Origin of the sequence: Tenacibaculum sp. 190524A02b (assembly GCF_964036645.1) — a bacterium.
Taxonomy (GTDB): domain Bacteria; phylum Bacteroidota; class Bacteroidia; order Flavobacteriales; family Flavobacteriaceae; genus Polaribacter; species Polaribacter vairaonense.
The window spans coordinates 2,842,753-2,869,468 of the sequence record NZ_OZ038525.1 but is presented as its reverse complement, the minus strand read 5'-3'; the positions used below and the strand labels follow the sequence as shown (position 1 = coordinate 2,869,468).

At 32.4% G+C, this 26,716-nt stretch carries 19 protein-coding genes; 13 read left to right on the top strand and 6 right to left on the bottom strand.

What is annotated here, in order from left to right:
- Positions 1-930, top strand: a complete 930-nt coding sequence (locus ABNT65_RS11730) for a GYDIA family GHMP kinase (protein WP_348745919.1) — start codon at positions 1-3, stop codon at positions 928-930.
- Positions 927-2,150 (top strand): NAD(P)/FAD-dependent oxidoreductase, encoded by a 1,224-nt coding sequence (locus ABNT65_RS11725; RefSeq protein WP_348706988.1) that lies wholly within the window; start codon positions 927-929, stop codon positions 2,148-2,150. The genes ABNT65_RS11730 and ABNT65_RS11725 overlap by 4 nt, the downstream gene beginning before the upstream one ends.
- Here the strand turns inward: ABNT65_RS11725 and ABNT65_RS11720 are convergent.
- The 3 genes from ABNT65_RS11720 to ABNT65_RS11710 form a co-directional block, all read right to left on the bottom strand.
- The gene (locus ABNT65_RS11720; RefSeq protein WP_348706987.1) at positions 2,137-2,760 is read right to left on the bottom strand and encodes a hypothetical protein; all 624 of its coding nucleotides are present in this window, start codon (positions 2,758-2,760) and stop codon (positions 2,137-2,139) included. The genes ABNT65_RS11725 and ABNT65_RS11720 overlap by 14 nt on opposite strands.
- A gap of 89 nt (positions 2,761-2,849) precedes the next feature.
- Positions 2,850-3,086, bottom strand: coding sequence for a hypothetical protein (locus ABNT65_RS11715; RefSeq protein ID WP_348706986.1), 237 nt, complete (start codon positions 3,084-3,086; stop codon positions 2,850-2,852).
- Positions 3,087-3,394: 308 nt separating this feature from the next.
- Positions 3,395-3,748: a MotA/TolQ/ExbB proton channel family protein gene (locus ABNT65_RS11710; protein WP_348706985.1), complete on the bottom strand. Its 354-nt coding sequence runs from the start codon at positions 3,746-3,748 to the stop codon at positions 3,395-3,397.
- A 318-nt stretch (positions 3,749-4,066) separates the two neighbouring features.
- Between ABNT65_RS11710 and ABNT65_RS11705 the strand changes: the two genes are divergently transcribed.
- From ABNT65_RS11705 to ABNT65_RS11665, 9 genes are all read left to right on the top strand, one after another.
- The gene (locus ABNT65_RS11705; protein WP_348706984.1) at positions 4,067-5,122 is read left to right on the top strand and encodes a sensor histidine kinase; all 1,056 of its coding nucleotides are present in this window, start codon (positions 4,067-4,069) and stop codon (positions 5,120-5,122) included.
- Positions 5,115-5,834: a LytTR family DNA-binding domain-containing protein gene (locus ABNT65_RS11700; RefSeq protein WP_348738210.1), complete on the top strand. Its 720-nt coding sequence runs from the start codon at positions 5,115-5,117 to the stop codon at positions 5,832-5,834. The genes ABNT65_RS11705 and ABNT65_RS11700 overlap by 8 nt, the downstream gene beginning before the upstream one ends.
- A gap of 189 nt (positions 5,835-6,023) precedes the next feature.
- Positions 6,024-9,191, top strand: coding sequence for a SusC/RagA family TonB-linked outer membrane protein (locus ABNT65_RS11695; RefSeq protein WP_348706982.1), 3,168 nt, complete (start codon positions 6,024-6,026; stop codon positions 9,189-9,191).
- 18 nt (positions 9,192-9,209) lie between these two features.
- Positions 9,210-10,751 carry a SusD/RagB family nutrient-binding outer membrane lipoprotein gene (locus tag ABNT65_RS11690; RefSeq protein WP_348706981.1) on the top strand — a complete coding sequence of 514 codons (1,542 nt, stop codon included), beginning with the start codon at positions 9,210-9,212 and terminating at the stop codon, positions 10,749-10,751.
- A gap of 177 nt (positions 10,752-10,928) precedes the next feature.
- A complete protein-coding gene (locus ABNT65_RS11685; protein WP_348706980.1) occupies positions 10,929-12,008 on the top strand; it encodes a diphosphomevalonate decarboxylase in 1,080 nt (359 codons plus the stop codon).
- A 20-nt stretch (positions 12,009-12,028) separates the two neighbouring features.
- Complete coding sequence (locus ABNT65_RS11680; protein ID WP_348738203.1) at positions 12,029-12,529, top strand: hypothetical protein; 501 nt, start codon at positions 12,029-12,031, stop codon at positions 12,527-12,529.
- Between the two features lie 55 nt (positions 12,530-12,584).
- On the top strand, positions 12,585-13,511 hold the full coding sequence (locus tag ABNT65_RS11675) for a mevalonate kinase (RefSeq protein WP_348707114.1): 927 nt from the start codon (positions 12,585-12,587) through the stop codon (positions 13,509-13,511).
- Positions 13,512-13,524: 13 nt separating this feature from the next.
- Positions 13,525-14,442 carry a geranylgeranylglycerol-phosphate geranylgeranyltransferase gene (locus ABNT65_RS11670; RefSeq protein WP_348706978.1) on the top strand — a complete coding sequence of 306 codons (918 nt, stop codon included), beginning with the start codon at positions 13,525-13,527 and terminating at the stop codon, positions 14,440-14,442.
- A 48-nt stretch (positions 14,443-14,490) separates the two neighbouring features.
- Positions 14,491-15,321: a pseudouridine synthase gene (locus ABNT65_RS11665; protein ID WP_348706977.1), complete on the top strand. Its 831-nt coding sequence runs from the start codon at positions 14,491-14,493 to the stop codon at positions 15,319-15,321.
- A gap of 60 nt (positions 15,322-15,381) precedes the next feature.
- On the opposite strand, the gene ABNT65_RS11660 is transcribed toward ABNT65_RS11665, so the two are convergent.
- The gene (locus ABNT65_RS11660; RefSeq protein WP_348706976.1) at positions 15,382-15,717 is read right to left on the bottom strand and encodes a hypothetical protein; all 336 of its coding nucleotides are present in this window, start codon (positions 15,715-15,717) and stop codon (positions 15,382-15,384) included.
- Between the two features lie 497 nt (positions 15,718-16,214).
- Here ABNT65_RS11660 and ABNT65_RS11655 point away from each other — a divergent pair, with 497 nt between their 5' ends.
- Both ABNT65_RS11655 and ABNT65_RS11650 read left to right on the top strand, forming a co-directional pair.
- Positions 16,215-16,916, top strand: coding sequence for a DNA-binding domain-containing protein (locus ABNT65_RS11655; protein WP_348706975.1), 702 nt, complete (start codon positions 16,215-16,217; stop codon positions 16,914-16,916).
- Positions 16,917-17,529: 613 nt separating this feature from the next.
- Positions 17,530-20,271 (top strand): T9SS type A sorting domain-containing protein, encoded by a 2,742-nt coding sequence (locus tag ABNT65_RS11650; RefSeq protein WP_348745918.1) that lies wholly within the window; start codon positions 17,530-17,532, stop codon positions 20,269-20,271.
- Between the two features lie 464 nt (positions 20,272-20,735).
- Here the strand turns inward: ABNT65_RS11650 and ABNT65_RS11645 are convergent, their stop codons facing one another.
- Together ABNT65_RS11645 and gltB are read right to left on the bottom strand one after the other, a co-directional pair.
- Positions 20,736-22,193 carry a glutamate synthase subunit beta gene (locus tag ABNT65_RS11645; protein WP_348745917.1) on the bottom strand — a complete coding sequence of 486 codons (1,458 nt, stop codon included), beginning with the start codon at positions 22,191-22,193 and terminating at the stop codon, positions 20,736-20,738.
- A 3-nt stretch (positions 22,194-22,196) separates the two neighbouring features.
- On the bottom strand, positions 22,197-26,693 hold the full coding sequence (gene gltB, locus ABNT65_RS11640) for a glutamate synthase large subunit (RefSeq protein ID WP_348745916.1): 4,497 nt from the start codon (positions 26,691-26,693) through the stop codon (positions 22,197-22,199).
- Between the last annotated feature and the right edge of the window lie 23 nt (positions 26,694-26,716).

Below are 26,716 nucleotides of genomic sequence, written 5' to 3'. Positions count from 1 at the left end.
TTGAATCGATTTTATAGTAACGGAAAATTATTATTAACAGGAGAATATCTTGTTTTAGATGGAGTAAAAGCTTTAGCAGTTCCAACAAAGTTTGGTCAAGATTTAATAATTGAGCCTATTAATGAACCTGAACTTATTTGGGGAAGTTTTACCAATGAAGGCGTTTGTTGGTTTGAGGCTGCATTTAGTTTGCCTAAATTACGATTAACTTCGGCTACATTTAATTCAGATAAAGAAGGAGGTGCTGAATTTATAGCAGAAACATTACAAAATATTTTACAAGAAGCTAGAACTTTAAATCCTGAGTTTTTGAAAGCTGATAAAGGGTATATAGTGAGAACTAATTTATCCTTTCCTCAAAATTGGGGGTTAGGGAGTTCTTCAACCTTAATAAATAACATAGCTTCTTGGGCAAAAGTTAATCCTTTTACTTTGCTATGGAATGCTTTTTCTGGAAGCGGTTACGATATTGCTTGTGCTAAACATAACATGCCAATATTGTATAAGGTTAATAATTCTCAACCACAGATAGAGGAAATAAATTATTATCCTGATTATACAAATCAATTATTTTTTGTGCATCTAAATCAAAAACAAAATAGTAGAGAAGGAATAGCACAGTACAAAAAAAATAAAGAAAATATAAGGCAGTTACTTCCAGAAATAGAAGTGCTTACAAATGAGTTTTTACAAGCTGATTCAATTAATACATTAGATAAAGTTATTGAAGAGCATGAAAAATTAATAAGTAAAGTTATTAAGCAAGAGACGGTAAAAAAGAAATTGTTTCCAGATTACAATGGAGCTATAAAAAGCTTAGGAGCCTGGGGAGGAGATTTTGTATTGATAACAGGAAATGAAACTTCGATAAAATATTTTAAAGAAAAAGGATTTACTACAATATTACCTTATAGCGAAATGATACTATGAAGAACGTAATTATTATAGGTGGAGGAGCAGCGGGTTTTTTTACAGCTATAAATGCAAAAGAACAAAACCCTGATTTGAGTATAACTATTTTGGAAAAAGGGAAAGATGTATTACAAAAGGTGAAAATTTCAGGAGGAGGAAGATGTAATGTAACACATGCATGTTTTGAGCCTAAAGAGTTAGTTAAGTTTTACCCTAGAGGAGAAAAAGAATTATTAGGGCCTTTTCATCAATTTATGACAGGAGATACTTTTGAATGGTTTGAAGAAAGAGGAGTGCCTTTGAAAATAGAAGAAGATAATAGGGTGTTCCCAGAAGCTAACACTTCACAAGCAATTATAGATTGTTTTGCTAAAAGAGTAAATGATTTAGGAATAAAAGTGTTGAAAAATCATGGAGTGGTTGACTTTTTTAAAGAAGGTAGCACATGGAAAGTGAAAACAAAGGAAAAGCTTTTTAAAGCTGATTATTTGGTAATAGCAGCAGGCAGTAGCAAAAAAGTTTGGGAAATGATAGAAAAATCTAGTCATCAAATTGTGCAACCTGTTCCTTCATTATTTACTTTCAATATAAAAGATCCTAGAATTTTTGATTTAGGAGGAGTTTCAGTTTCTAATGCAATAGTTAAGATAGCGAAGACAAAACTTGAGAATTCCGGGCCTTTATTAATAACTCATTGGGGAATAAGTGGTCCAGCTGTTTTAAAATTATCAGCTCATGGGGCTAGAGTTTTAGCGGATAAAAATTATCAATATAATGTGTTGGTAAACTGGTTAGGGCAAGAAACTGAAGAGGTATTAGAGCAATTACAAGAACTGAAAAGGAATCAAAGTAAAAAACAAGTCATTGTAAAGTCTCCATTTTCAGATATACCTCGTAGGTTGTGGGAACGATTAATTATAGCTTCAGACGTAAAACCCAATCAAAATTGGGCAGATCTTAGTAATAAACAATTACAAAAAATGGCTAACCAGCTTACCCAAGGTTTGTTTAATGCTAATGGAAGGACTACTTTTAAGGAAGAATTTGTTACTGCTGGAGGTGTTAGCCTGAAAGAAATAGATTTTAAACGTTTTGAAAGTAAACTTAATAAAAACTTGTTTTTTGTGGGTGAAGTTTTAAATATTGACGCAGTAACAGGAGGATTTAATTTTCAAAATGCTTGGACAGGCGGTTATATATGTGCAAAATATATAGCAGCTAACACTAATAACTCATAACAGAACCAAAGTATAATAACTGAAAAGTTTTTACATCCAGTAATAGATAATTCATAGCCATCATAATTCCATAATTTGATTTATCGTGAAATAGATAATCAAAATAATTTAATTTATTTTGCTCGCTGTCAAAGAAATCTCCTTCTGTCTTAAACCTTGTCTCGTAAAAATTTTCTAATTGAGATAATTTATGAACGTTAATTTTTAAGGCATGATTGTATAAACTATCGATTTTTCTTTTTAATTTTTTCCCTTTATAGGATAGTGCATTGTCATAACTAAAAAGAAGTTCTTTATAATGTTCACTTTCTAGCAAATCATACAAAACACGTTCTGTATTAACTTTACTTTGTAGCTCCACTATGTATTTTGATAAGTTATTAGATAGCCTATTTAGTTCACTAATCCTCACCTTTGTCTTTTGGAACATTAGAGGTTTCTTTTCGGCTTGTTTTTCAAAAAAGAGAGTTCTTCCTTCAATAATTTCATTATTAATACGGATGGCATCAGCTAATGATTTATGGGCGGAAAAACTTGAGTGACTTTGTTGTGCAGTAGTGTTGTAAATGGCAATCAGGGAAATAAAAAGAAAAATACGGACACCATTCATAAATATAAACTTTTAGGTAATATACTTTTTTTAAATTAAAAAAGATAGATTAATTCGTTAAAATTTTATTGATAAGTTACGTTAAGCTTTTAATTAGCTAACTCTCCTCTATGTGGTTTTAAAGCATCTCTAAAAATTTTCATATTAGATTCATCCACAGTTATGTATGCAATAGTATGAAAATCGTTTAAAGTTTTATGATTAACCTCGTGATATGAAAGGTTGTCAGTTTTAGCAAACTCATGTAGGTGTATACAATGATGTTTAGCTGTTTCAAGTCCATCAGGACCTTTAAAGTCCCAAATAAGTTTAATTTTTCTATTCAAAATTCGTAGTAGTATTTTATAAGTACAAAAATACCCAATTCAATTTTGAATTGGGTAAAAAAAGCATTTAATAAAACAGATTAGACAATAATTCTGTTTTAAGGTTTACAAATAAGAAATCGAAAATTAAGAGCAATATCAATAGTAATCGCTGAGAATTCTTAAATGTAAGTTTTAAAATTCATTGATTTGTAAAATCAATAAACACGGAAAAGAGATTGTTTTTAACTACTTGTTTTTAGGTGAGTAGTTTGTTTGTTATGAAAAAAATGGGTGTAAAAAACTTTAGAGAGTATAATTTTAAGTTGTTACTTTTTAAAGGTTAACCCAACCAATCCTAATCGAGCAATTAAAAATACAACCATACCAAAAGAAGGTGATAATAAAGCTATTTTTAATCCTCCAGCTAATACTCCAGTAGAAATATCATTAGCCATAGACATTGCGTCAAAAGCCCCTATTAATCCTAGCATCATTCCTAAAAAGCCCCAAACTAAAGAAAACAAGCTTATATGGTGAATCAATTTTTTATTTGTATCATTAGTATCTCCGCTAATGAATGTTTTAATAATAAAAAAGAGACATAAAAAAAGCATTAGTAAGGTAGGATACATAAAAATAGGACCGCCATCATTTAATAAGTTTGAGAATAATAATTTCATAATTTTAAGTTTTTAAATTTGATATTCCAAAACTACTAGGGTTTTAGCTTACTTTTATTTTTTTGCGATAACTCTACAGATTTATAAGATAGATAACGAAATTACATGTTTTTATAATAAAAAGTATAGTCTCTCTTATAAAAGAAGTATTGCTTAATATCGTTTTTTGAATACAATGCAAGCTTTTTAGTTGTTTTTACTAGGTAAATCTATAGAGATGAGTATCCCTATAATAGAAAAATGGTAAATCCCTTTCTTTTTTTGAATTTCGTCGCAAAAAAGTAGGATTCTATATAAAAAAGTAGATATTGCATTATTATGATAAAATTACTCTCGTTACTAAAAATCATAACAGAAACTGCTATTCATATGTTTTTTTGGGTAGGAGTTTATTTCTTTTACACTTATTTCTTAGGATACGGAAGCAGTAATACGAGTTACGTTAATAGGTTTTCAATATACTTGATGCCAATAACAATTGTAATCAGTTACTTTTTTTATTTCTTTTTAATCCCAAAATATTTGTTGGGAAAGAAACATGGGTTGTTTGTATTGTATACAGTGTATACATTTATAATTTCTTTTTCGTTAATCGTGTTTTCCATTTTATATGGACTAGTTTTTTCAAATCATTTAATAGATGGAGCACCGCCTTTGACTAAAGGGTTGATTTTTGTGATCTTAGGTGTTTATTTTATAGTTTTTATTGTAATTATGTTAGGTTTGATAAGAAACCACTATAAATCAGCATTAAATAATGAAGATATAAAGAATAAGTTTTTAGAAACTCAGCTAAGGTTAAAAGAGCAAGAGTTGAAGTTTTTAAAAATGCAAATTCATCCTCATTTTTTATTTAATACATTAAATACATTGTATGGTTTTGCTTTAAAAAAAGCAGATGAAGCTCCAGACATGATTTTAAAATTATCTAATTTGTTAGACTATATTTTATATCAAGTAGAAAAGCCTTTAGTTTTGTTGTCAGCAGAAATTGAACATATAGAAGATTATATGGCATTGGAAAAAATGCGATTTCAAAATAATTTAGAAGTAAGCTTTAAAAAGGAAGGAGTGAACAAGGAGGTGCAAATTGCTCCAATGATGTTGTTGCCCTTTGTAGAAAATGCATTTAAACATGGAGTACAATTAAATGGAATTTTAAAAGTAGGTATTTATTTAATAATGGAAGAAGGAAAAATAAAGTTTAAAATTTCTAATTCTTATAAAAAAGAATTGGTTAAGAGCAAAGGAATAGGTTTAGAAAATATAAGAAAGCGATTAGAAATGCTTTATGAAAAAGACTTTAAGCTAATAATAAGGAGAAATGAAGATGTTTTTGATGTACAACTTGAAATTCCAATAAAAAATGAATGATAAGATAACTTGTATTATAGTTGATGACGAACCTATGGCAAGGGAGATATTAACTACCTTTATAGGTAAAATCCCTAATCTTTTATTGCTGCAAAGTTGTTCAAATGCTATGGAGGCACTAACTGTTTTAAATGATACTGCAATTGATTTACTTTTTTTAGATATAAATATGCCTGAGGTTTCAGGGTTGTCGCTAGCAAAATCTTTACAAAAGAAAACAAAAATTATTTTTACTACTGCCTATAGAGATTATGCTGTTGATGGATTTGATTTAAATGTGGTGGATTATTTATTAAAACCAATTGCTTTTGACCGTTTTTTGCAAGCTGTAAATAAATTCTACGAAATATCTAATACAAAAGAAACTAGCGTAGAAGTAGAAGGACAACTAAGTAAACCTGACTTTATATTTGTTAGATCAGAAAGGAAAATGCAAAAAGTTAACTTTAAAGATATTGTATATGTAGAAAGTTTAAGTGATTATGTTAAAATACATACACAACAAAAAACAATTGTAATAAGAGAAACAATATCTAATATAGAAAATAAACTACCAAATAATAGTTTTTTAAGAATTCATAGGTCATATATTGTCAGTTTACAGTTTATAAGTTTCTACACGAATGAGTTTGTAGAAGTTAATAATAAATCATTGCCAATAAGTAGAGGGTATAAAGAAGATATAATTTCAAAACTAAGTCATTTTAGTTGAAAATCAAGAGGTAAAATAATATAACTCATTATTATTGAAACTTTATTAAAACCACTGTTTAGTTGGTTTTTTTTTATTTAAAGTAGTTTTAAGATATATAATTATCACATAACTATACCATATTAACATTAATTAGTAAATGGCGTTTTATTTTAATTTATTTGGAATATCTAATTTAAATTTTTTAACATGAGAATAAAGTTATTATGGTTGTTTTTTCTTGTAGCGCAAGTGACATTTGCGCAAGAAAAAATAATTTCTGGAGTTGTATCCGATGAGTCAGGACCACTCCCAGGAGTTAGTGTAATTATCAAAGGAACTGTTAAGGGAGCTGAAACAGACTTTGATGGAAATTATAGTGTAAAAGCTAAAACAGGAGATGTACTAGTTTATAGCTTCGTGGGTAAAGAGACAGTTGAACAAGTAGTAGGTTCAGCAAGTGTAATTAATGTAACACTAACAGACTCTTCAGATGTCTTACAAGAAGTAGTTGTAACAGCATTAGGTATTTCTAGAGATAAGAAGTCATTAGGTTATGCAGTAACAAAAGTTGATGGAGATGCTTTGAATACAGTTAAGACTACAAATGTTACAAGTAGTCTTAGTGGTAGAGTAGCTGGGGTTAACATTACTTCATCTGGAAACTTAGGTGGTTCTACAAATATTATTATTCGTGGAGGAGCTTCTATTACAGGAAGTAATCAAGCACTTTATGTAGTAGATGGTGTGCCTATTTCTAATGGAAATGCAAACTCAGGAGAAACTGCTAGAGGAGCAAGTGGATATGATTTTGGGAATTTCGCTTCAGATATTAACCCAGATGATATAGAGAACGTATCTATATTAAAAGGTGCTAGTGCAACAGCACTTTACGGTGAAAGAGGAGCGAATGGAGTTATTTTAATAACTACTAAAAAAGGTACTTCAAAAAATAGATTAGGGGTTACGGTTTCTTCTTCGGTTACATTTGATCAAATAAATAGATCAACGTTGCCTAATTATCAAGATCAATATGGGGGTGGAAATAAAACAACTTTTGATGAAGTTACTATAGATGGAAATACATATAAGGTTGTACAGTACGATGTAGATGAGAGTTGGGGACCAAAATTCGACCCTAATGAGCAAGTATTACATTGGGATGCTTTTGATGCTGCAGATAGTTCAACTTATTTGAAAACAAGACCATGGACAGTAGCTAAGAATGGCCCAGAAGCTTTTTTTAGAACAGGTGTTTTAAAAGTAAATAATGTAGCTTTAGAAGGAGCAGGAGAAAAAGGGAACTTTAGACTTTCTTATACGAATACAGATCAAGAGGGTACGATTCCAAACTCTACTTTAGAAAGAAATGTTGTAGCCTTTAATGGAGGTTTAAACCTAAGTGATAAATTATCTGCTTCGGTTGGGGTACAGTATATTAATACTTATGCAAAGAACCGTCCAGGTTTAGGGTATGATTGGCAAAATTCGTTGTCATTTATGGCGCATGCAGGAATGTGGATGCAAACAAATGTAGATTATGATCGTTTAAAAAATTATACGAATATGGATGGTACTATGAGAACATGGAATAGATCATCTGCTACTAATGGAAACCCTCGTTATTGGGAAAATCCATACTGGACAGTATATAAAAACTATCCTGAAGATACTCGTAATCGTTTAATTGCTAATGCTGTGGTTAATTACGAGTTTAACGACTGGTTATCAGCTATGGGACGTGCTACAATTGATCATTATGATTTTAATATTGAAACGAGAATAGCTAATGGTTCGTTTGCGCAATCAAGATATACTAAGTCTTTAAGATTAGGTACTGAGAAAAATTTTGACTTAATGCTTAATGCAGATAAAGATATTACTGATGATTTTAATATTAAAGGAATGATTGGTATTGGTAAAAGACAAAATAGTACTAAAGGTTTGAGCGGAGGAACTAGAAATGGATTAGTTATTGACGATATTTATTTCTTAAATAATACAGGTTCTTTAGAACGTACTTTAGGTGATTGGGAATCTTTAATAGAAACTCAAAGTGTGTATAGTACGCTTTCTTTAGGGTATAAAAAAATGTTATATCTGGAGTTTTCTGGGCGTAATGATTGGACATCATCTTTACCATCTAGTACTCGTTCATTTTTCTACCCTTCAGTTTCTACGAGTTTTATTTTCTCAGAATTGTTAAGTTCTAATGTGATTAGTTTTGGTAAATTAAGAGCTAACTGGGCACAAGTAGGTAGAGGTACTGGTTTTGCTAGATATACCAATACAATGGCTAATATAGGGAACTTTGGAAATGTTGTAAGGTATGGTACACGAGGAACTAGTGCTAATCCTAATTTAGTTGCAGAAAATTTAGAGTCTTATGAAATTGGTTTAGAAATGCAGTTATTCCAAAACAGAATAGGATTTGATGTATCTTACTATAACAAAAAATCTAAAAATTTAGTAGTAGACGGAACCGTTTCTTCTGCAACAGGTTTTTTTAGACAAACTGACAATATTGGAGAGTTAGAAAATGAAGGATTTGAAGTTGCTATTAATGCTACACCAGTAAAAACAGAGAACTTTACATGGAATACTGGAATTAATTGGGCAACTAATACAAGTCTTGTAAATGCTTTAGCACCAGGTATTGATTCACATACATTGAACTCAAACCATGTAGACGTGGTTTCTAGAGTAGGACAGCCTTACCCTATTTTAGTAGGTACAGATTTTGTAAGAGACGCAAATGGAAACAAAGTAGTAGATGCAGATGGTTACTATAAGCAAACTGAAGATAATGCGGTAATAGGAAATGTAAACCCTAAATGGAGAGCAGGTTTTAGTAATACTTTTACTTATAAAAACTTCTCATTAAGTACATTGATAGATACTAAAATTGGAGGAGATGTATTTTCTCTAACGCATCGTTGGGGTAGACATACAGGTATTTTAGCTGAAACAGTTGGTGTAAATGACTTAGGAAATGATATCCGTTTACCAATTGCAGATGGAGGTGGAATCATTGTTGATGGAGTTAAAGAAGATGGTACTCCTAATGATATAAGAGTAGAAACTAAGGATGCTTTTAACGATTCTCATAACCCTGAAGCAGCTTCTGTATTTGATGCTTCATATGTGAAATTAAGAGAAGTTGCATTATCTTATAATTTCCCAACCCAATTAACTGATAAATTAAATATCTCTACATTGAGTATATCTCTTATCGGTAGAAATTTAGCGATTTTACATAGAAATGTAGATCATATAGATCCAGAATCAACTTATAGTGTTGGTAATGTTCAAGGTTTAGATATAGGTACTTTACCTACCACTAGATCGTATGGAGTTAATGTTAAATTAGGATTTTAATTATTAAAAAAGGAAAAAATGAACGTGTTTAAAAATATATCAAAAGGTATTGTATTAGGAATGTTCTTAGTTATAGGGGCTTCTTGTACTGAAGATTTTGACAAAACAAATACGGATACTAAAAGTCCGGAGGAAGTAGAGCCTAGGTTTTTATTGCCAACTGCTCAGTCATTTTTAATGAATCATTATGTAAATCATAGTGTAAATAGTAATGTAATGTTTGTGCAATCACAACATTTCTCTCAAACATCTTTTAGCAATGAAAGTAATTTTAATTTTAGGGATGGGTTGTTGAATTCATACGTAGGTAATTATTATAATTCTATTTTTCAAGCTATAAAAATTGAAGAATATATTGCAAAAAGAACCGAAGCTGAAATTAGTAAAGAAGAAAGAGCCGCATGGAGTTTAATAGTTACTACATTGAAGGCTTTTGGTATGCAACATGTTACTGATGCAAATGGACCAGCTATTTATAGAGAGGCGTTTGATATTGTAGGGAAGAAAACTCCAGCATATGAGTCTCAAGAAGATGTTTACAAGGGATTAATGCAAGAATTATATACAGTATCTTCTAATGTTGATACTAGTGTTAGTTTAGGATTAGGAGCTCAAGATATCATCTATAAAGGAGATTTATCAAAGTGGCAAAAGTTTGCAAATTCAATTTTATTACGTTATGCAATGCGTGTTTCTGATGTTGCCCCAGATTTGTCTAAAGACTATTTTAATAAGGCTGTAAATGAAAATGGTGGAGTATTTGCTTCTAATGCTGATAACGCTCTTTTTCAATACATAGGAACGCCAAATGGAAGTAGGCTTTATGAAAGTATTTTAACAGGTTGGGGTATACCAGTAGCGCCTAGTAATACTATTTATGATTTACAACAAGCAAATCAAGATCCTAGAATTAATATTTATTGGTCATCTCAACCTTGGGGTAGTTCTGGAGGTATAGTGTATGGAAATACAGGTAGATGGTGGGATTTTTCACATATCAATGCTGCTTATGCAGGATATAAAACAATCGAGGCTTCAAGTTATTGGGCTAAAAACCATTATACAGGGAAACAAGATGCCCCTGGGGTATATATTGATTATGCTGAAGTTGAGTTTTTCTTAGCTGAAGCAGCTGTAAGAGGTGGATATGCGGTGTCTGGATCAGCAAAAGAGCATTACGATAAAGCAGTAGAAGCTTCAATTAGATTTCAAGCAGGAATTGTTGATTGGGCAGCAGCTGATATTGATAATGCAGTTTCAACTTATTTAGCTTTACCTAGTACTAATTTAGATAATGCAACTAATAAATTAGCTAAAATTGGTGAAGAAAAATGGGTAGCATTATTTATGCAATCACCAGAAGCTTGGGCTGAAGCAAGACGTTTAGATTCACCTACATTTAATGTGCCAGCAGGAAAAACTGCAGCTGATATACCAACTAGATTAATTTTCTCAGGAAGAGAAAAAATTATCAATGGTGCTAACGTAGAAAAAGCTAAGGCAATGCTTAAAGGAGGCGCAGATACGTATACTACTAAATTATGGTGGGACGTTAACTAAAAATAGCTAGAAAAAAGGTAAAACCAGAAATATATTATGTAACTATTTGAATTAAATTAAAATTTTTGAACAATTTTATCTTTTGAAAGCAGACTGCCTATATTATATAGGCAGTCTTTTTTTATAGTTATGTATTATTAAAAAAAGGAAGAAGTATATTTGCTAAAAATTTTCACATTGAATACATCAGACTTTATATATGAAGGTAGTTTGAATAAAGTTGAAAAGGCTTTATTTAAATGGAAAACACCAAGCAATATAGCATTGGTTAAATATTGGGGTAAAAGTGAACCTCAATTGCCCAAAAATGCCTCTATAAGCTTTACATTAGATAATTGTTATACACAAACTTCTATAGAGTTTATAAAAATACCAATGGTAGAGAAACCAGTTTTTGAACTTTTTTTTGAAGGTGAAAAAAAGGAAAGTTTTAAACCTAAAATAGCAAAGTTTTTTGATAGAGTTAAAGAGTATTGCCCATATGTTTTTGAATATGAAATGATAATTCGATCTGAAAACTCATTCCCACACAGTAGTGGAATTGCGTCTTCAGCAAGTGGTATGGCTGCAATAGCAATGTGTTTGGTGAGTTTAGAGCAAAAATTGAATCCTGAACTAACAGAAGATTATATAGTTAAAAAAGCTTCTTTTCTAGCGCGGTTAGGCTCAGGTAGTGCAAGTAGAAGTATAGAAGGACCAATGGTTATATGGGGAAAGCATGAAGAGATTGAAGGAAGTTCTGATTTATTTGGAGTTAAGTTTCCATACAAAATTCACCCAATTTTTGATAACTATCAAGATACTATTTTATTAGTAGATAAAGGAGAAAAGCAAGTGTCTAGCACGGTAGGGCATAATTTAATGCATGACCATCCATACGCTAAAGAGCGTTTTAAGCAAGCTAATGAGAATTTAAGTAAACTATCTATAATACTTCAAGAAGGGAATATAAAAGAGTTTGTGAATTTAGTAGAAAGTGAAGCTTTAACGTTACATGCTATGATGCTTACAAGTAATCCTTATTTTATATTAATGAAGCCAAACACATTAGAAATAATTCATAAAATTTGGGAGTATAGAAAGAAAACAGGAAGTAATGTTTGTTTTACTTTAGATGCTGGGGCTAATGTACATGTCTTGTATCCAGAGTCTGAAAAACAGCAGGTTGAGGTTTTCTTAAAGGAAGAGTTAGTAAGATTTTGCCAAAAAAATCAGTATATTTGTGATAATACAGGTATAGGTGCACAACCTTTTTAACTTATTAATTCCCTTAAATTATGAGAAATTCAACATTATTATTCGTAATTCTTGTTGGGTTTTTAACAACATCGTTAATTGCCCAAGAGAAAACGTGGTATGATGCCAATTGGCAAGAAACCACAGAAGATTTGGCAGTTTACTATCGTCCAGAACCTAAAAAAATTAAAGATGGGTATTGGATTGTAGATTATTATAAGAGTGGACAAGTCCAAATGGAAGGGTTTAGCTCTGTAAATGCAGCAGCAGAAGGAAAAGAGAAATTTAATGGGCTGGTAACTTATTTCCATAGCAATGGAAAAGTATCTCACAAGGCAAACTATAAAAATGGCAACTTGCATGGAGTTCGAAAAGTGTTTTATGAAACAGGAGAACTAAAAGAACAAGGAAAATATAAGAATGGTAAGAGAGAAGGAGTATGGAAAATTTTTTATAGAAATGGAAAAATTAAAGAAAAAGGAAAGTATAAAAATGGTGAAAAAGCAGGAGTTTGGAAAACGTTTTATAAAAATACATACTAATAAATTGTAAACTAGTAGTTTTACTTGTATTTTTGCATTGTAATTACAAAAAATGATGAAAGGACCTTTATTTTATGCTAAGATTTTACTCTTTGGAGAGTATGGAATTATTAAAGACTCGAAAGGGTTGGCAATTCCTTTTAACTCATACAAAGGAGCTTTGAAATCTGCAAAAAGTTTAACAGGAGAAGCTAAAAAGTCAAACGAAAGTTTGATTAAGTTTTATAATTATTTAAAAAACTTAGATACAAACATTGTTTCATTTGATTTTGAAAATCTTGAAGAAGATATTAAAAATGGAATGTATTTTGACTCTTCTATACCACAAGGTTATGGAGTTGGAAGCTCTGGAGCATTAGTAGCTTCTGTTTATGATAAGTATGCAAAAGATAAAATAACGGTTTTAGAAAACTTAACTAGAGATAAACTTTTACAATTAAAAGAGATTTTTTCTCTGATGGAATCTTTCTTTCATGGGAAAAGTTCTGGATTAGATCCATTAAACTCTTACTTAAGTTTACCAATTTTAATTAATTCCAAAGAAAATATAGAAGCAACAGGAATACCTTCACAGAAAGAAGGTAAAGGAGCTGTGTTTTTATTAGACTCTGAGCAAATAGGAGAAACTGAACCTATGGTTAGCATTTTTATGAATAAAATGAAAAACGAAGGTTTTAGAAAAATGATTAGCGAGGAATTTTCAACTCATACGGATGCATGTATTGAAGACTTTTTACAAGGAAACATTAAATCGTTATTCGGAAATGTAAAAAAGTTATCAAAGGTAGTTTTAACCAATTTTAAGCCAATGATTCCTAAAGCTTTTCATAAAGTATGGGAAAAAGGTATTCAAACCAATGATTATTATTTAAAATTATGTGGTTCTGGAGGCGGAGGCTATATTTTAGGTTTCACAGAAGATTATGAAAAGGCTAAACAGAGTTTGAAGGATTATAAATTAGAGTTAGTGTATCGTTTTTAAGTATCATTTTACTATGAGTGCACCAAAAGCAAACACTCTTTTTTTTAAAATATTTAGTCTCTTATCGGTAGTCAGAGGATATAACATATTAGTATTAATAGCAGCCCAGTATTTGGCTGCTATTTTTATTTTCTCAGAAAAAAGATCGCTTAAATATGTAATGTCTGATTGGCATTTATTATATCTAGTATTAGCAACTGTTTGTGTAGTAGCTGGGGGATATATTATAAACAATTTTTATGATGTTAAAGCTGATAGGATTAATAGACCTATAAAAGCAGGGCTTGATTCCTATGTAAAACAGGATACAAAATTGTCTTTATATTTTTTTTTAAACTTTATAGGGTTTTGTTTCGGTTTGTTGGTGTCTTGGAGAGCTGCATTTTTTTTTGCCGTCTATATTTTTGGAATATGGTTTTATTCACATAAATTAAAAAAATATCCTTTAATAGGGCTGGTTAGTGTAACTGTATTAACCATTCTTCCATTTTTTACCATTTTTGTGCATTATAAGAACTTCTCAAAAGTTATATTTATACATGCCATGTTTCTTTTTCTAGTGATAATGGTAAGAGAAATAATTAAAGATTTAGAAAATATTCAAGGAGCTATAGCAAATAATTATACTACTTTTCCAGTCAAGTATGGAGAAGTTACGGCTAAAAAAACTATTTTATTACTATTAGTACTAACATTAGTACCCGTAGTATTATTATTTAATTATCCAGCTATTGCTTATATGAAATACTATTTTTACCTAGCAGCAGTAGTGTTAATTTTTGTAGGGTTTTATATTTTTAAAGCTACCCATAGAAGTCAATATCGTTTTTTACATAATGTTTTGAAAATGTTATTATTAATAGGAGTGTTTAGTTTGATTTTTATTGATAAAACCTTAATTTTAGATAAGGTTGTTAATGTTTTAGATTAAAAATCAAATAATTAACGTACATTTGCGGCCGCTAAATTTAAATTAGATATGAATTCAAAAAACTCGTCGAGAGGACGACAAGCTGGGCGTAACAGCAATCCTCGTAATCAAGATAAATTTAAAAAAGATTTTAGAAAACCTAAACCTTCTACTTCTAAAAAAACAGAAAATACCGGAGTACGTTTAAATAAGTTTATTGCCAATTCAGGAATTTGTTCACGAAGAGAAGCGGATACCTATATTGAACACGGAAGTGTTACTGTTAATGGGAAGCTAGTTACTGAAATGGGGTATAAAGTGCAACCTACAGATGAGGTTCGTTTTGATGGAACTACTATTTCTATGGAGCAAAAGCGTTATGTTCTAATGAATAAACCAAAGAACTATATCACCACTATGGAGGATGATAGGGGAAGAAGAACGGTAATGGATTTGATACAAAATGCTACTAAAGAACGTATTTACCCAGTAGGTAGGTTGGACAGAAATACTACAGGTTTATTACTGTTTACAAATGATGGAGAGTTAGCTAAAAAATTGACACATCCTAAACATAATGTACGTAAACTATATCATGCTTCTTTAGATAAAAAACTAACATTAGCAGATTTAGAGAAGTTGAGAGGAGATGTAATCATTGAAGGAAGAAAGGTGTTTATAGATGCAGTATCTTATGTAGAAGGAGAAAAGAAGACAGAAGTAGGTATTGAGATACATTCAGGTAGAAACAGAATAGTACGTAAAATATTTGAACATTTTGGGTATCACGTAATAAAATTAGACCGTGTAATTTTTGCAGGACTTACCAAAAGAAATTTACCAAGAGGTAGATGGCGTGAGTTAACGCAGCAAGAAATTGGTAGTTTACATATGTTATAACAGTAAAAAAATAAAACCTCAAAACTTTGTCTTGAGGTTTTACTTTTTAGGTTACATCTGTTAACTTTTAGAATCACTAACATCTTGTAAAGAAGCAGCAAATTCTTTTTTAGAAAGCCTAGCATCTTTATTTACATCAGCTTTATTAAAGTCTTGTTTTACCATTTCTTTAAGTGACATCCCTTTTTGCTGGGCTATTTTTTTCTCATCTTCGTCGTCTTTTTGTATTTCCCATACTTCAGCAAAAGATAAATAACCATCTCCATTATCATCACCTTGTGAGAATATTAAATTAGTTAAGATTGATTCACCAGATTGTGAAGAGTTTTGTGTAGTACCACAGCTAGCAAAAAATGCCCCCATGATAATGATTGAAAGTTTAGTTGCTTTTTTCATTTTCTTTGTTTGTTTAATTTTAGTTTGTTTTGTTGTATTTGTGTTCTTTAATATTACTGTAAGTAACATTTTATTTATTGAATATATAGCCTTAATTTTTTGTATATAAAGAAGTGTATTTTATAAATAGCCGTAGGTTCGTTACTTTTTTTAGTTTCTAAACCTTGTTATTTAATCTAACCTTTTGGTTATTTAAAGGTAACTAGTTTTTGCTAAATATATTATTTAGTATATGTTAATGTATTGCAAATTTTTTGTAATTATGTTAAGGTAACTTTACTAATAAAAAAGTAGCTTTATAATTGAATTTAAATTAATCAATAATTTTATAAAAATTTATTTTGTTAAAAAAAGAGATTTTTTTAGTCTTGAATTATTACTAAAACAAGTAAACTCACTTGTACATATTAGAATACTTATTAAATTTGAAAAGCGCAGATATCACAAAGAAGTGTACAGTAAGAAAAAGGAATACTCAATAAAAAAACGACTATGCAATGAAGTACTACCTAACCGAAAATAACCTATCAGAAGAAACTAACTATATAGCCCGTATATTAGCAAAACCTTCCATAGATCAAGAAGCGTTAATAGATAAAATGCTAAGTAAGCGAAACCTGATTAGTAAAACCGATGTTGTAGCCGTACTAAATTTTTATTACGAAGAAATAGGAATCTGTATTAATGAAGGAAATAATTTAAACCTACCATTATTTAATCTTAGCTATTCCATAAAAGGTAATTTTGAAAGTGAAGAAGATTATTATAATCCAGAAAAGCATAAACTAGAAGTAAACATTCACTCTAGAAAAATAATCAAGAATATTGAAAAGCACATGCCACTGGAAAAAGTAACAGTACCTAGATATGTTACTCATATAAATACTTTTGAAGACTATGCATCAAAAACAATCAATACCTATTTAACGCCCAATAGCATCTTTGAGATTTTAGGAACTCGACTAAAAATAGCGGGAGAAGACGAAGAAGCGGTAGGTGTGTATTTTGTATCGGAAGACCAAACAGAATACAAAGTATCGCTAGTAGTAAATCAATACAAAAAATTGATAGGGCAAGTTCCCGAATTAGAGGCAGGAAACTATACAATCCGAATCAAAACACAAGCAACCAAAGGGAGCAAAGCCTACTTAAAACATGTTCGTATAATAGATTCGACATTTACGCTTACCGTAGTGTAAAAAATCTACATAAATCAAGATTAAGGTTTTCAACACTTCTCAAGAAACTTCCTGCTAGGAAATACATGCTTATGTTACATTAATAATTAATAGATGTAATAAAGTGGATGTTTATCATCCACTTTATAGGGTGTTGTTGATTTCCACCTTCGGGTGTTGTTGATTTCCACCTTCGGGTGTTGTTGATTTCCACCTTCGGGTGTTGTTGATTTCCACCTTCGGGTGTTGTTGATTTCCACCTTCGGGTGTTGTTGATTTCCACCTTCGGGTGTAAACAATTTAACAAGTAGAAGTAATAACTAAATCATAATGAGTAGCGTCATTACGAACGCAGTTTTACGGAGTGAAGTAATCTGTCAGTAGAATAAAGAGATTGCTTCGTGTCTTGCAATGACGTTGAGTTTTATCATACAAATGTAGTTTACGGAGTAGTATACACATAAGGTATGATGAGAATGATTAATACCAATTATAACTATTATTTTATAGGAGAAAAAAAATAAAAAATCACCCTTTTCGGGTTATATGGTCAGTTTAATTAATGAGTAGCTTTGAGGCGGTTTTTAAGTGTATATACACTTTTCATCAACAAAAAAGATTTAACTAAACTATTATGAAGACAAAGAAATTAAAAGAACATGCTAATGTTCTAAATCTCAAAAGCATTTTTGCAAAAGTAAGTGCAGTGCTTTGTATGCTATTTACCGGTGTACAACTGCAAGCACAAACAGACATTACGCTAACACCAGCAAATTATGGATGTGGGGCAACTATTAAATTATCACCAAATACCAATAATATAGATGTAAGTAAAGCTACCTTTACATGGAACGCTACAGGGCCACTTCTTTTTAAAGATGTAAATGCACCTAGTAATTCAACAGGAACTAGTTCATTAACTATTGCAGGAACTAGTGAAGTAAACTTGGTAGTTAGAGGAACAGGAAAAGTGTTTGTTAAAATTATAGATACTTCTACTACTCCAGATACTGTAGTACGATATGATATAGACATCAATCCTACAAGTAATCAATTGAATCCTAATTTTACGTTGTTGTATGGTGATATTAATCAACCAAATGGTATTCAAACAAGATCGCCATGGATTCCATTAAATGTACAGTCGGGTACATCAAATCCTACACATCAAGTAGTAAGTATTACAGATACAGTGCCTTTAAACGTAGCTTGGTTTGCTTTTGGAGGTATACAAATAACAAGTCAAAGTACTGCGGCTACTCCAGACGCTAACGGAAACTATGTGTCTACTGTAACCATTGCTAGTATTCCAGGAGCTATAAGTAAAGGATTTTTGAGTATTTCTTTTGTAGACGCTTGTACAGGTGTATGCGGAGGAGGACCAAGTAGAACGTGGGAAGTATTAAAAAACTTTACGCCATCTGAAATATTAGGAGTTACCTGTTTAAGAGATAATAATTTAGATGCTAGTAAATCAACAGCCTATACAGTTACAGATGCTATTGCAGGAAATGGACTTTTTGAGTGGGAATTATTAGACTCAAATGGGAATACTTTTGATCCTGCTATTTTAAAAATAGAGTCGAGTGAGTTATACGGAAATGCAGCAGCGGTTATTTACCAAGGAAATGCAAAGCCTTCTAACGTAGGAAATTTTATAATACGAATTTCAAATACGGTATTAGGGAAACATTCATTTGATAGAATTATTACAGCAAGTCCTGCAACACCTAAGTTGTCTCAACAAATTTATTGTGCTGATGCTACAACAGGAGCTACTTTAGAAGTTGAAGTAACCAATCCTGAAGCAGATAAAGTATACACATGGGGTACTGGAGGGAATGCCAATTGGACGGTTACTCCAAAAACAACCAATGGAAGTAAAGTTGAAATTAGCTTTACAGATACTGAGAGTGGTATTATAACAGTTAGTGCAGCCGATATTTCAGAGCCAGATTGTAAAAGTTCATCTGCAACTGCTTTTGTAAATAGATTTGGAGGAGGGAATACAGTAGCTATAGAAGGAGCTACTTGTATACAAAGTAATATAACCAATGATTTTACATTTACCGCTACACCATTTGCTAAATATAAATGGGACATTCCTGCGGAATTAACGAATAATGGTTGGCAACGTAGAGATAATGGAAATACCTTAACATTAATTCCTCCAGCAGGTGGGATTCCAGCAAATACAACAGGAAACTTTACAGTTACAGCTACTTTAGATGGAGCAAATAACTGTACCAATCCTACTACGCCACCATCAGCATCACATAATTTTGAGATAGCGCCAATTGCCCCAGGTATTACTGGAACTATTTGTGTGTTGCCTGATGCTGCTTATAATTATGCAATTGATTACAAAGGCGCTTCAAATGCAGAGGTGACTATAATTGATAGTACTGGGGGAATCAGTAGTCAACACATTACTGCTCCTGCTAATTTTAGTTTTACACCTACTAATGCACATAGAGCGTATACATTAAAAGTTGCTACTTATAACACAGCAGGTTGTGAGTCTGTAGCTACTTCTTTGGTGGTAACAGTACAGCCTAAAGCAACTATAACAAAAGGAGCAATTACTTGTGATAGACAAATTACATTTACAGCAGATACACAAGGTATTGCGGATGCACATCAATGGAGTTATCCGAAAGAATGGACACCGGTAGGACCAATTAATCAACAAGTGATTACTTTGCAATTAGATGGTAATGCAGGTACTGTTAGTGTTACGCCAAGCAATGGTGCTTGTGTAGGTAGTGCTACTAGTTTAGCAATTGCTGCACCATCAAAAGTAACGATTACTTCAAGCGCAGTACTTAATATTGGACATGTAGTAAGTGTAAGCAGTCCAGAACCGTTGATTATGAATTGGTACCAAGCAAGTAGTCAATCAGGATTAGATGCTGCTAATTGTACAGGAGGTACAGCTTATCCACTTAATAATGGGCAATCGGTAACAAATACTTCTATTTTTGCTACCAATGGATTAAATGATTGGTTACGATTGGAGTTAATTAACCCTAATACAGGTTGTAAAAGATGTTTTGTATTTAATGCAGCTACGCCACCAGCATCAAATACTACAGTAGCACCTAGATTATCATCAGGTAAAAAAGTTGCTTTTAAAGCAGACCTTGCTATTAAAACCTATCCTAACCCTACCAGTTCTATTTTGAATATAGAAGTCCCACAACAAGAACAAGTAGAAATGATAGCGTTAGTAAATCTTCAAGGTCAAATGGTTTATAAGAACTATAAAGCAAGTAATATAGAAGCTGTTGAAGTATCTAAATATGCCAAAGGAACGTATGTTTTATACATTCAGAATAAAGGTAGCTATGCTATAAAGAAAGTACTTATAAAATAAAAGAAGAATGATGGATTGTATATAAGTTTAAAAACCACTCAAATGAAACTGTCTAAGAAGTAATTCTTAGGCAGTTTTTTTATAGGCGGTAGCTTTGTTCATTACCAACGCAGTTTACGGATTGAAGTAATCTTTAGTTTAGAGTAAGCGATTAAGAGATTGCTTCTTCCGTTCTCACTCCATCGCAATGATGTTTTAGAATTTTGTTCATTTCCGTCATTACGAACGCAGTTTACGGAGTGAAGTAATCTTTAGTTTAGAGTAAGCGATTAAGAGATTGCTTCTTCCATTTTCACTCCATCGCAATGACGTTATAGGATTTTGTTCATTTCCGTCATTACGAACGTAGTTTACGAAGTGAAGTAATCTCATGAAAAACAGCCGATATTATATAAAAATAAAAACAAAAGGTCGCTTACCATTAGGTAAAACGACCTTTTTAACTTTTGGGAGACTTTATTGTATTACGCTCTTAATAAATTACCTTCTCCTTTACTTGGTAATAAATCGTTTTGAGTTAAGTAGGTATTTACAGCTTTAGCAGCTTCTCTGCCTTCAGAAATAGCCCAAACAATTAAAGATTGTCCTCTACGCATGTCACCAGCAGTAAAAATATTAGGTATATTAGTTTGGTAGTCATTAGTAGCTTTGTAGTTACTACGAGCATCTACTTCAAGCCCTAGTTTTTCTGCTAATGTTTTTTCAGGGCCTAAAAAACCTAGAGAAAGCAATACCAAATCGCACGGCCATACTTTTTCTGTACAAGGCTTTTCAATAAGTTGAGGTCTTTCCCCAGGAACGGTTTTCCATTCTACTTCAACTGTTTTAATAGCTGTTAATTGGTTGTTGTTGTCTACAATAAACTCTTTCGTATTAATCAACCAGTTTCTATCACAGCCTTCCTCATGTGAAGTGCTTGTTTTTAGCTGTAAAGGCCAGTAAGGCCAAGGGGTAGATTTACTTCTGTGATGTGGAGGCTTCGGCATAATTTCAAAATTAGTTACTGACTTAGCTCCTTGACGATTAGCGGTTCCAACACAATCAGAACCAGTATCACCACCACCAATAACAATCACGTGCTTATCTTTAGCAATAATGTTTTTGGTTTGTTCTTGACTAAATAGGTTTTTGGTTTGTTCGGTTAAGTAATCCATTGCTTGGTGAACTCCTTTTCCATCAATACCTTTAATAGGTAAGCTTCTAGGTACAGTAGCACCTCCGCAGAGTACCACAGCATCAAATTCCTTTAACTTATCTACGCTATAATTAACACCTACATTTGTGTTGGTTTTAAAAATAATACCTTCAGCCTCTAAAATACCAACGCGTCTATCAATAATACTTTTTTCTAGTTTAAAATTAGGAATGCCATAACGTAGTAACCCACCAATGGCATCCTCTCTCTCAAAAACAGTTACGGTATGACCCGCTCGATTGAGTTGCTGTGCAGCAGCCAAACCAGCAGGGCCAGAGCCTACAACAGCTACTGTTTTTCCAGTTCTTTCTTTAGGTGGTTTCGGAAAAATCCACCCTTCAGAAAACCCTTTTTCAACAATATATTTTTCAATATTCTCAATAGATACAGGCTCGTCAATAATTCCTAGTACACATGCTTTTTCACAAGGTGCAGGGCATAATCTTCCTGTAAATTCAGGAAAGTTATTAGTGGCATGTAGTATGTGTAAGGCTTTTTTCCATTCACCTCTATGTACCATCTCATTAAAATCAGGAATTAAATTACCCAAAGGGCATCCACTATGACAAAATGGAACCCCGCAGTTCATGCATCTAGAGCCTTGTTCCTTTAGGGTTCCTTGGTTTAATGGAATCGTAAACTCGTCATAGTTTTGTACTCTGTTTTTTACCTCCTGTTGTTTTTCGTTTATTCTTTTATAGATTTTAAATCCTCCTATTTGTCCCATAATTTATGCTGTTAGTTGTTGTTGTTCTACTGCTATTTTTTCTAAAGCTTTTTTGTATTCTTTAGGGTATACTTTAGTAAAGTTATTAACCTCACTTTGCCAATTGTCTAAAATGGTTTTAGCTAATGCGCTGTCTGTGTATTTTAGATGATTTTTAATAAGTGTATTTAGCTCCGCTTTATCTTCAGCAGTCAAAGTCTCTAAGTCAACCATTTCAAGGTTGCAGTTCTTGTTTTTAAAAGTGTCATTTTTATCATAAATAAAAGCAATACCACCACTCATACCAGCACCAAAGTTTTTGCCCGTTTCACCTAAAACAATTACTTTACCTCCAGTCATGTATTCACAACCATGGTCACCAACGCCTTCAACTACTGCTGTAGCTCCAGAATTTCTAACAGCAAAACGTTCTCCTGCTATTCCGTTAATATAAACCTCACCGGTAATAGCTCCATATAAGGTAACATTACCCGTAATAATGCTTTTATGTGCTTTAAAGCTTGCAGTACTTGGTTTTTTTATAATAATTTTTCCTCCAGAAAGTCCTTTTCCTAAGTAGTCATTTGTTTCGCCTTCAACGGTAAGTGTAAGTCCCTTGGTAGCAAAAGCGCCAAAACTTTGACCTGCAGCTCCTGTAAAGTTTAAATTAAGCGTGTCTTCAGGTAACCCATCTTCACCATGAATTTTAGAAATTTCATTAGATAAGATGGCTCCCACAGTACGATCCGTGTTTTTGATTTTATAAGCAAAACTTAATGGTACTTTATTTTGAATAGCCATTTTTGCTTCCGAAAATATTTTCATATCCAATACATTTTCTAGCTGATGGTTTTGCTTTTCGGTATTGTATAATGATGAGGTGTTGTTTTGTGGTTGGTATAAAATGCTAGATAAATCTAACCCCTTAGCTTTGTAATGAGTAATGGCTTTTTTAACGTTTAACTTGTGCGTTTGACCAATCATTTCAGTTAAGGTTCTATAACCTAATTGCGCCATGATTTCACGAAGTTCTTCTGCTACGAAATACATAAAATTAATGACATGCTCTGGAGTTCCTTTGAAGTTTTTTCGAAGCTCAGGATCTTGCGTAGCAATTCCAACAGGACAGGTGTTTAAATGGCAAGCACGCATCATAATACACCCAGAAGCAACTAAAGGAGCAGTGGCAAAACCAAATTCTTCTGCACCTAATAAGGCGGCAATGGCAACATCTCTTCCTGTTTTCAATTGTCCATCACATTCCAATACAACCCTACTTCTTAAATTATTTAGGACTAAGGTTTGTTGCGCTTCTGCAATTCCTAATTCCCAAGGTAATCCCGCGTGTTTTAAAGAGGTAAGAGGCGAGGCACCAGTACCTCCGTCAAACCCTGAAACAAGGATTACATCTGCTTTTGCTTTGGCAACCCCTGCGGCAATGGTACCAACTCCTACTTTTGATACTAATTTTACATTAACTCTAGCTTGACGATTGGCATTTTTTAAATCATAAATAAGCTGAGCTAAATCTTCAATAGAATAAATATCATGATGTGGAGGTGGAGAAATAAGCCCTACAAAAGGCGTTGAGTTTCTAACCTTAGCAATCCAAGGAAATACTTTTTCACCAGGTAATTGTCCACCTTCACCAGGTTTAGCACCTTGTGCCATTTTAATTTGTATCTCTTTGGCATTGGTTAAATAATTACTTGATACTCCAAAACGTCCAGAGGCAACTTGTTTAATAGCACTACTTTTAGAATCGCCGTTATCTAAAGGTTTAAAGCGTTCAATATCTTCACCACCTTCGCCAGAATTACTTTTTCCACCAATTCTATTCATGGCAATAGCAAGGTTTTCATGTGCTTCTTTACTAATAGAACCAAAAGACATAGCTCCGGTTTTAAAGCGTTTTACAATTTCTGTCCAAGGTTCTACTTCGTCAATAGGTATAGGATCTAAATTATTAAACTCTAGCAAGCCTCTAATAGTCATTAAGCTCTTGCTTTGCTCATTAATTTGCTTAGCGTAATTTTTATACGTTTCTTTACTGTTACTTCTTACGGCTTGTTGAAGTTTGGCAATACTGTTAGGGTTAAAAAGATGTTTTTCACCATTTCTTCTCCATCTGTACTCGCCACCCATAGGTAATGATAGTTGTGCGTCAATGTTTTGTTCTGGGAAAGCTTTTTTATGGCGAGTAACAATGTCTTTTTCTAACACATAGAGTCCTATGCCACCAATACGAGAAGGTGTATTTGGGAAATACTTAGTACAAAAAGACTTTTTTAATCCTAAGATTTCAAATATTTGAGAAGCTCTGTATGAATGTAAGGTAGAGATACCTATCTTGTTCATTATTTTTAAAAGTCCTTTTCCAATAGCAGTGTTGTAGTTTTCAATAGCTTCTTCTTCACTGCACTTTTTAATATTGCCTTGACGTACCTCTTGACCAATAATTTCATTTACTAAATAAGGATTAATGGCACTTGCTCCATACCCAAATAGGGTAGCAAAATGGTGTGGTTCTCTAGCTTCGGCAGTTTCAATGACAATGCCAAATTTAGAGCGTTTCCCTTTCTTATACATGGCATGGTGTAAATAAGAGCAGGCGAGTAAAGCTGGAATTGGTGCTTTCTTTTTAGTAACACCTCTATCTGAAAGAATGATAATGTTAGTACCTTTATCTAGTGCTTTCTCTGCTTCAATTAACATATTGTCTAAAGCAGCTTCCAATCCATTAACCCCTTTTTTGTATTTATATAGAATTGAAATAGATTTGGTTTGAAAGTCTGGGTGGTTAATATGTTTTATTTTATCTAAATCAGTATTAGAAATAACTGGATTTTGAATGCGTAACTTTTTAGATTGTTCTGCAGCGATATCAAAAATGTTTCTATCTCCTCCAATAGCTAGGCTGATATCAGTAATTATTTCCTCTCTAATTCCATCTAAAGGCGGATTGGTAACTTGCGCAAATAGTTGTTTAAAGTAGTTGTATAAAAGTTGAGGTTTGTCTGATAAAACGGCTAAAGGTGTATCGGTTCCCATAGAACCAATGGCTTCTTTAGCTTTAATAGCCATAGGTGCTATTACTGTGCTAATATCTTCAAAGGTGTAACCAAAAATTTGTAAACGGGTTTCGTAATCTGTTTCCTCTTTTGTGGGTGGATTGTTTGTGTATGGTACTTTGGCTAATGGCAATGCATGGTCTTTTACCCATTCAGTATATGGATGTTTAGAGACAATTTCGTTTTTTATCTCTTGATCTTCCACAATGCGTCCAGCATTCATATCCACTAAAAACATTTTCCCTGGTTCTAACCTACCGTGCTTCACCACATTTTTTGGATTAACTTCTATGACACCAGTTTCAGAAGCCATGATTACAAAACCATCTTTGGTAACCGTATATCTTGATGGACGTAGCCCATTTCTATCCAATACAGCACCAATATAATTACCATCAGTAAAAGGTACAGAAGCAGGGCCGTCCCAAGGTTCCATTATACAAGAATTATACTCGTAAAAAGCGCGTTTTTCTTCAGACATATACTCGTCTTTTTCCCAAGCTTCAGGAACCATCATCATCAATACTTCTGGTAATGAGCGTCCTGTCATTAGTAATAATTCTAACGCCATGTCCATAGAAGCAGAATCGGATTTTTCTTCAAGAACAATAGGGAATAATTCATCCATGTCTTTGAATAAAGGGCTCTTCATAAGCTCTTGCCTTGCGCGCATTCTACTTACATTACCTTTTAAAGTGTTGATTTCTCCGTTATGGCACATATAGCGAAAAGGCTGTGCTAAATCCCATGAAGGGAATGTATTGGTAGAAAAGCGTTGGTGCACTAATGCTAAGCGAGTTACTACGTCTTTTTCTTTTAAGTCTGTATAATACTCACCAATATCTTCAGGAATTAATAATCCTTTATAAATAATGGTAGTAGTGGAAAGTGATGGTAAATAGAAGTAATTCGCTTCAGAAAGTTTTGAGTTGTAAATAGTATGTTCACTAATCTTTCTAGCAGCATACAGTTTAGCATTGAATGCTAAGTCAGATAATTGTTGGTTGTTCTTGTCAATAAAAATCTGTTTTATGGTAGGTTCAGATTTTGCTGCAATTTCACCTACACAACGATTGTTAACAGGAACTTCTCGCCATCCAATAATACGTAAGTCTTGTTTTTTTATTTCCTTTTCAAAAGTATTAATACAAAATTGTTGCTGGTTTTTTCCTTTAGGAAGAAAAACCATTCCAACTGCATATTCGTTTGCTTCTGGTATTTCAAAGTTACACACTCTTTTAAAAAAGTTGTGCGGAATGTCAATTAAAATTCCTGCTCCGTCACCAGTTTTACCATCAGAGCTTACTGCTCCTCTATGTTCAAGTTTTACTAAGATTTCAAGTGCATTGTGTATAATGGAATTCGATTTTTTTCCGTTAAGGTTGCAAATAAAACCAGCTCCACAATTGTCTCTTTCAAACTCGTTTAAATAAAGTCCTTGATTCTTCATGTTAGCTAATGTTACGTTGTTTG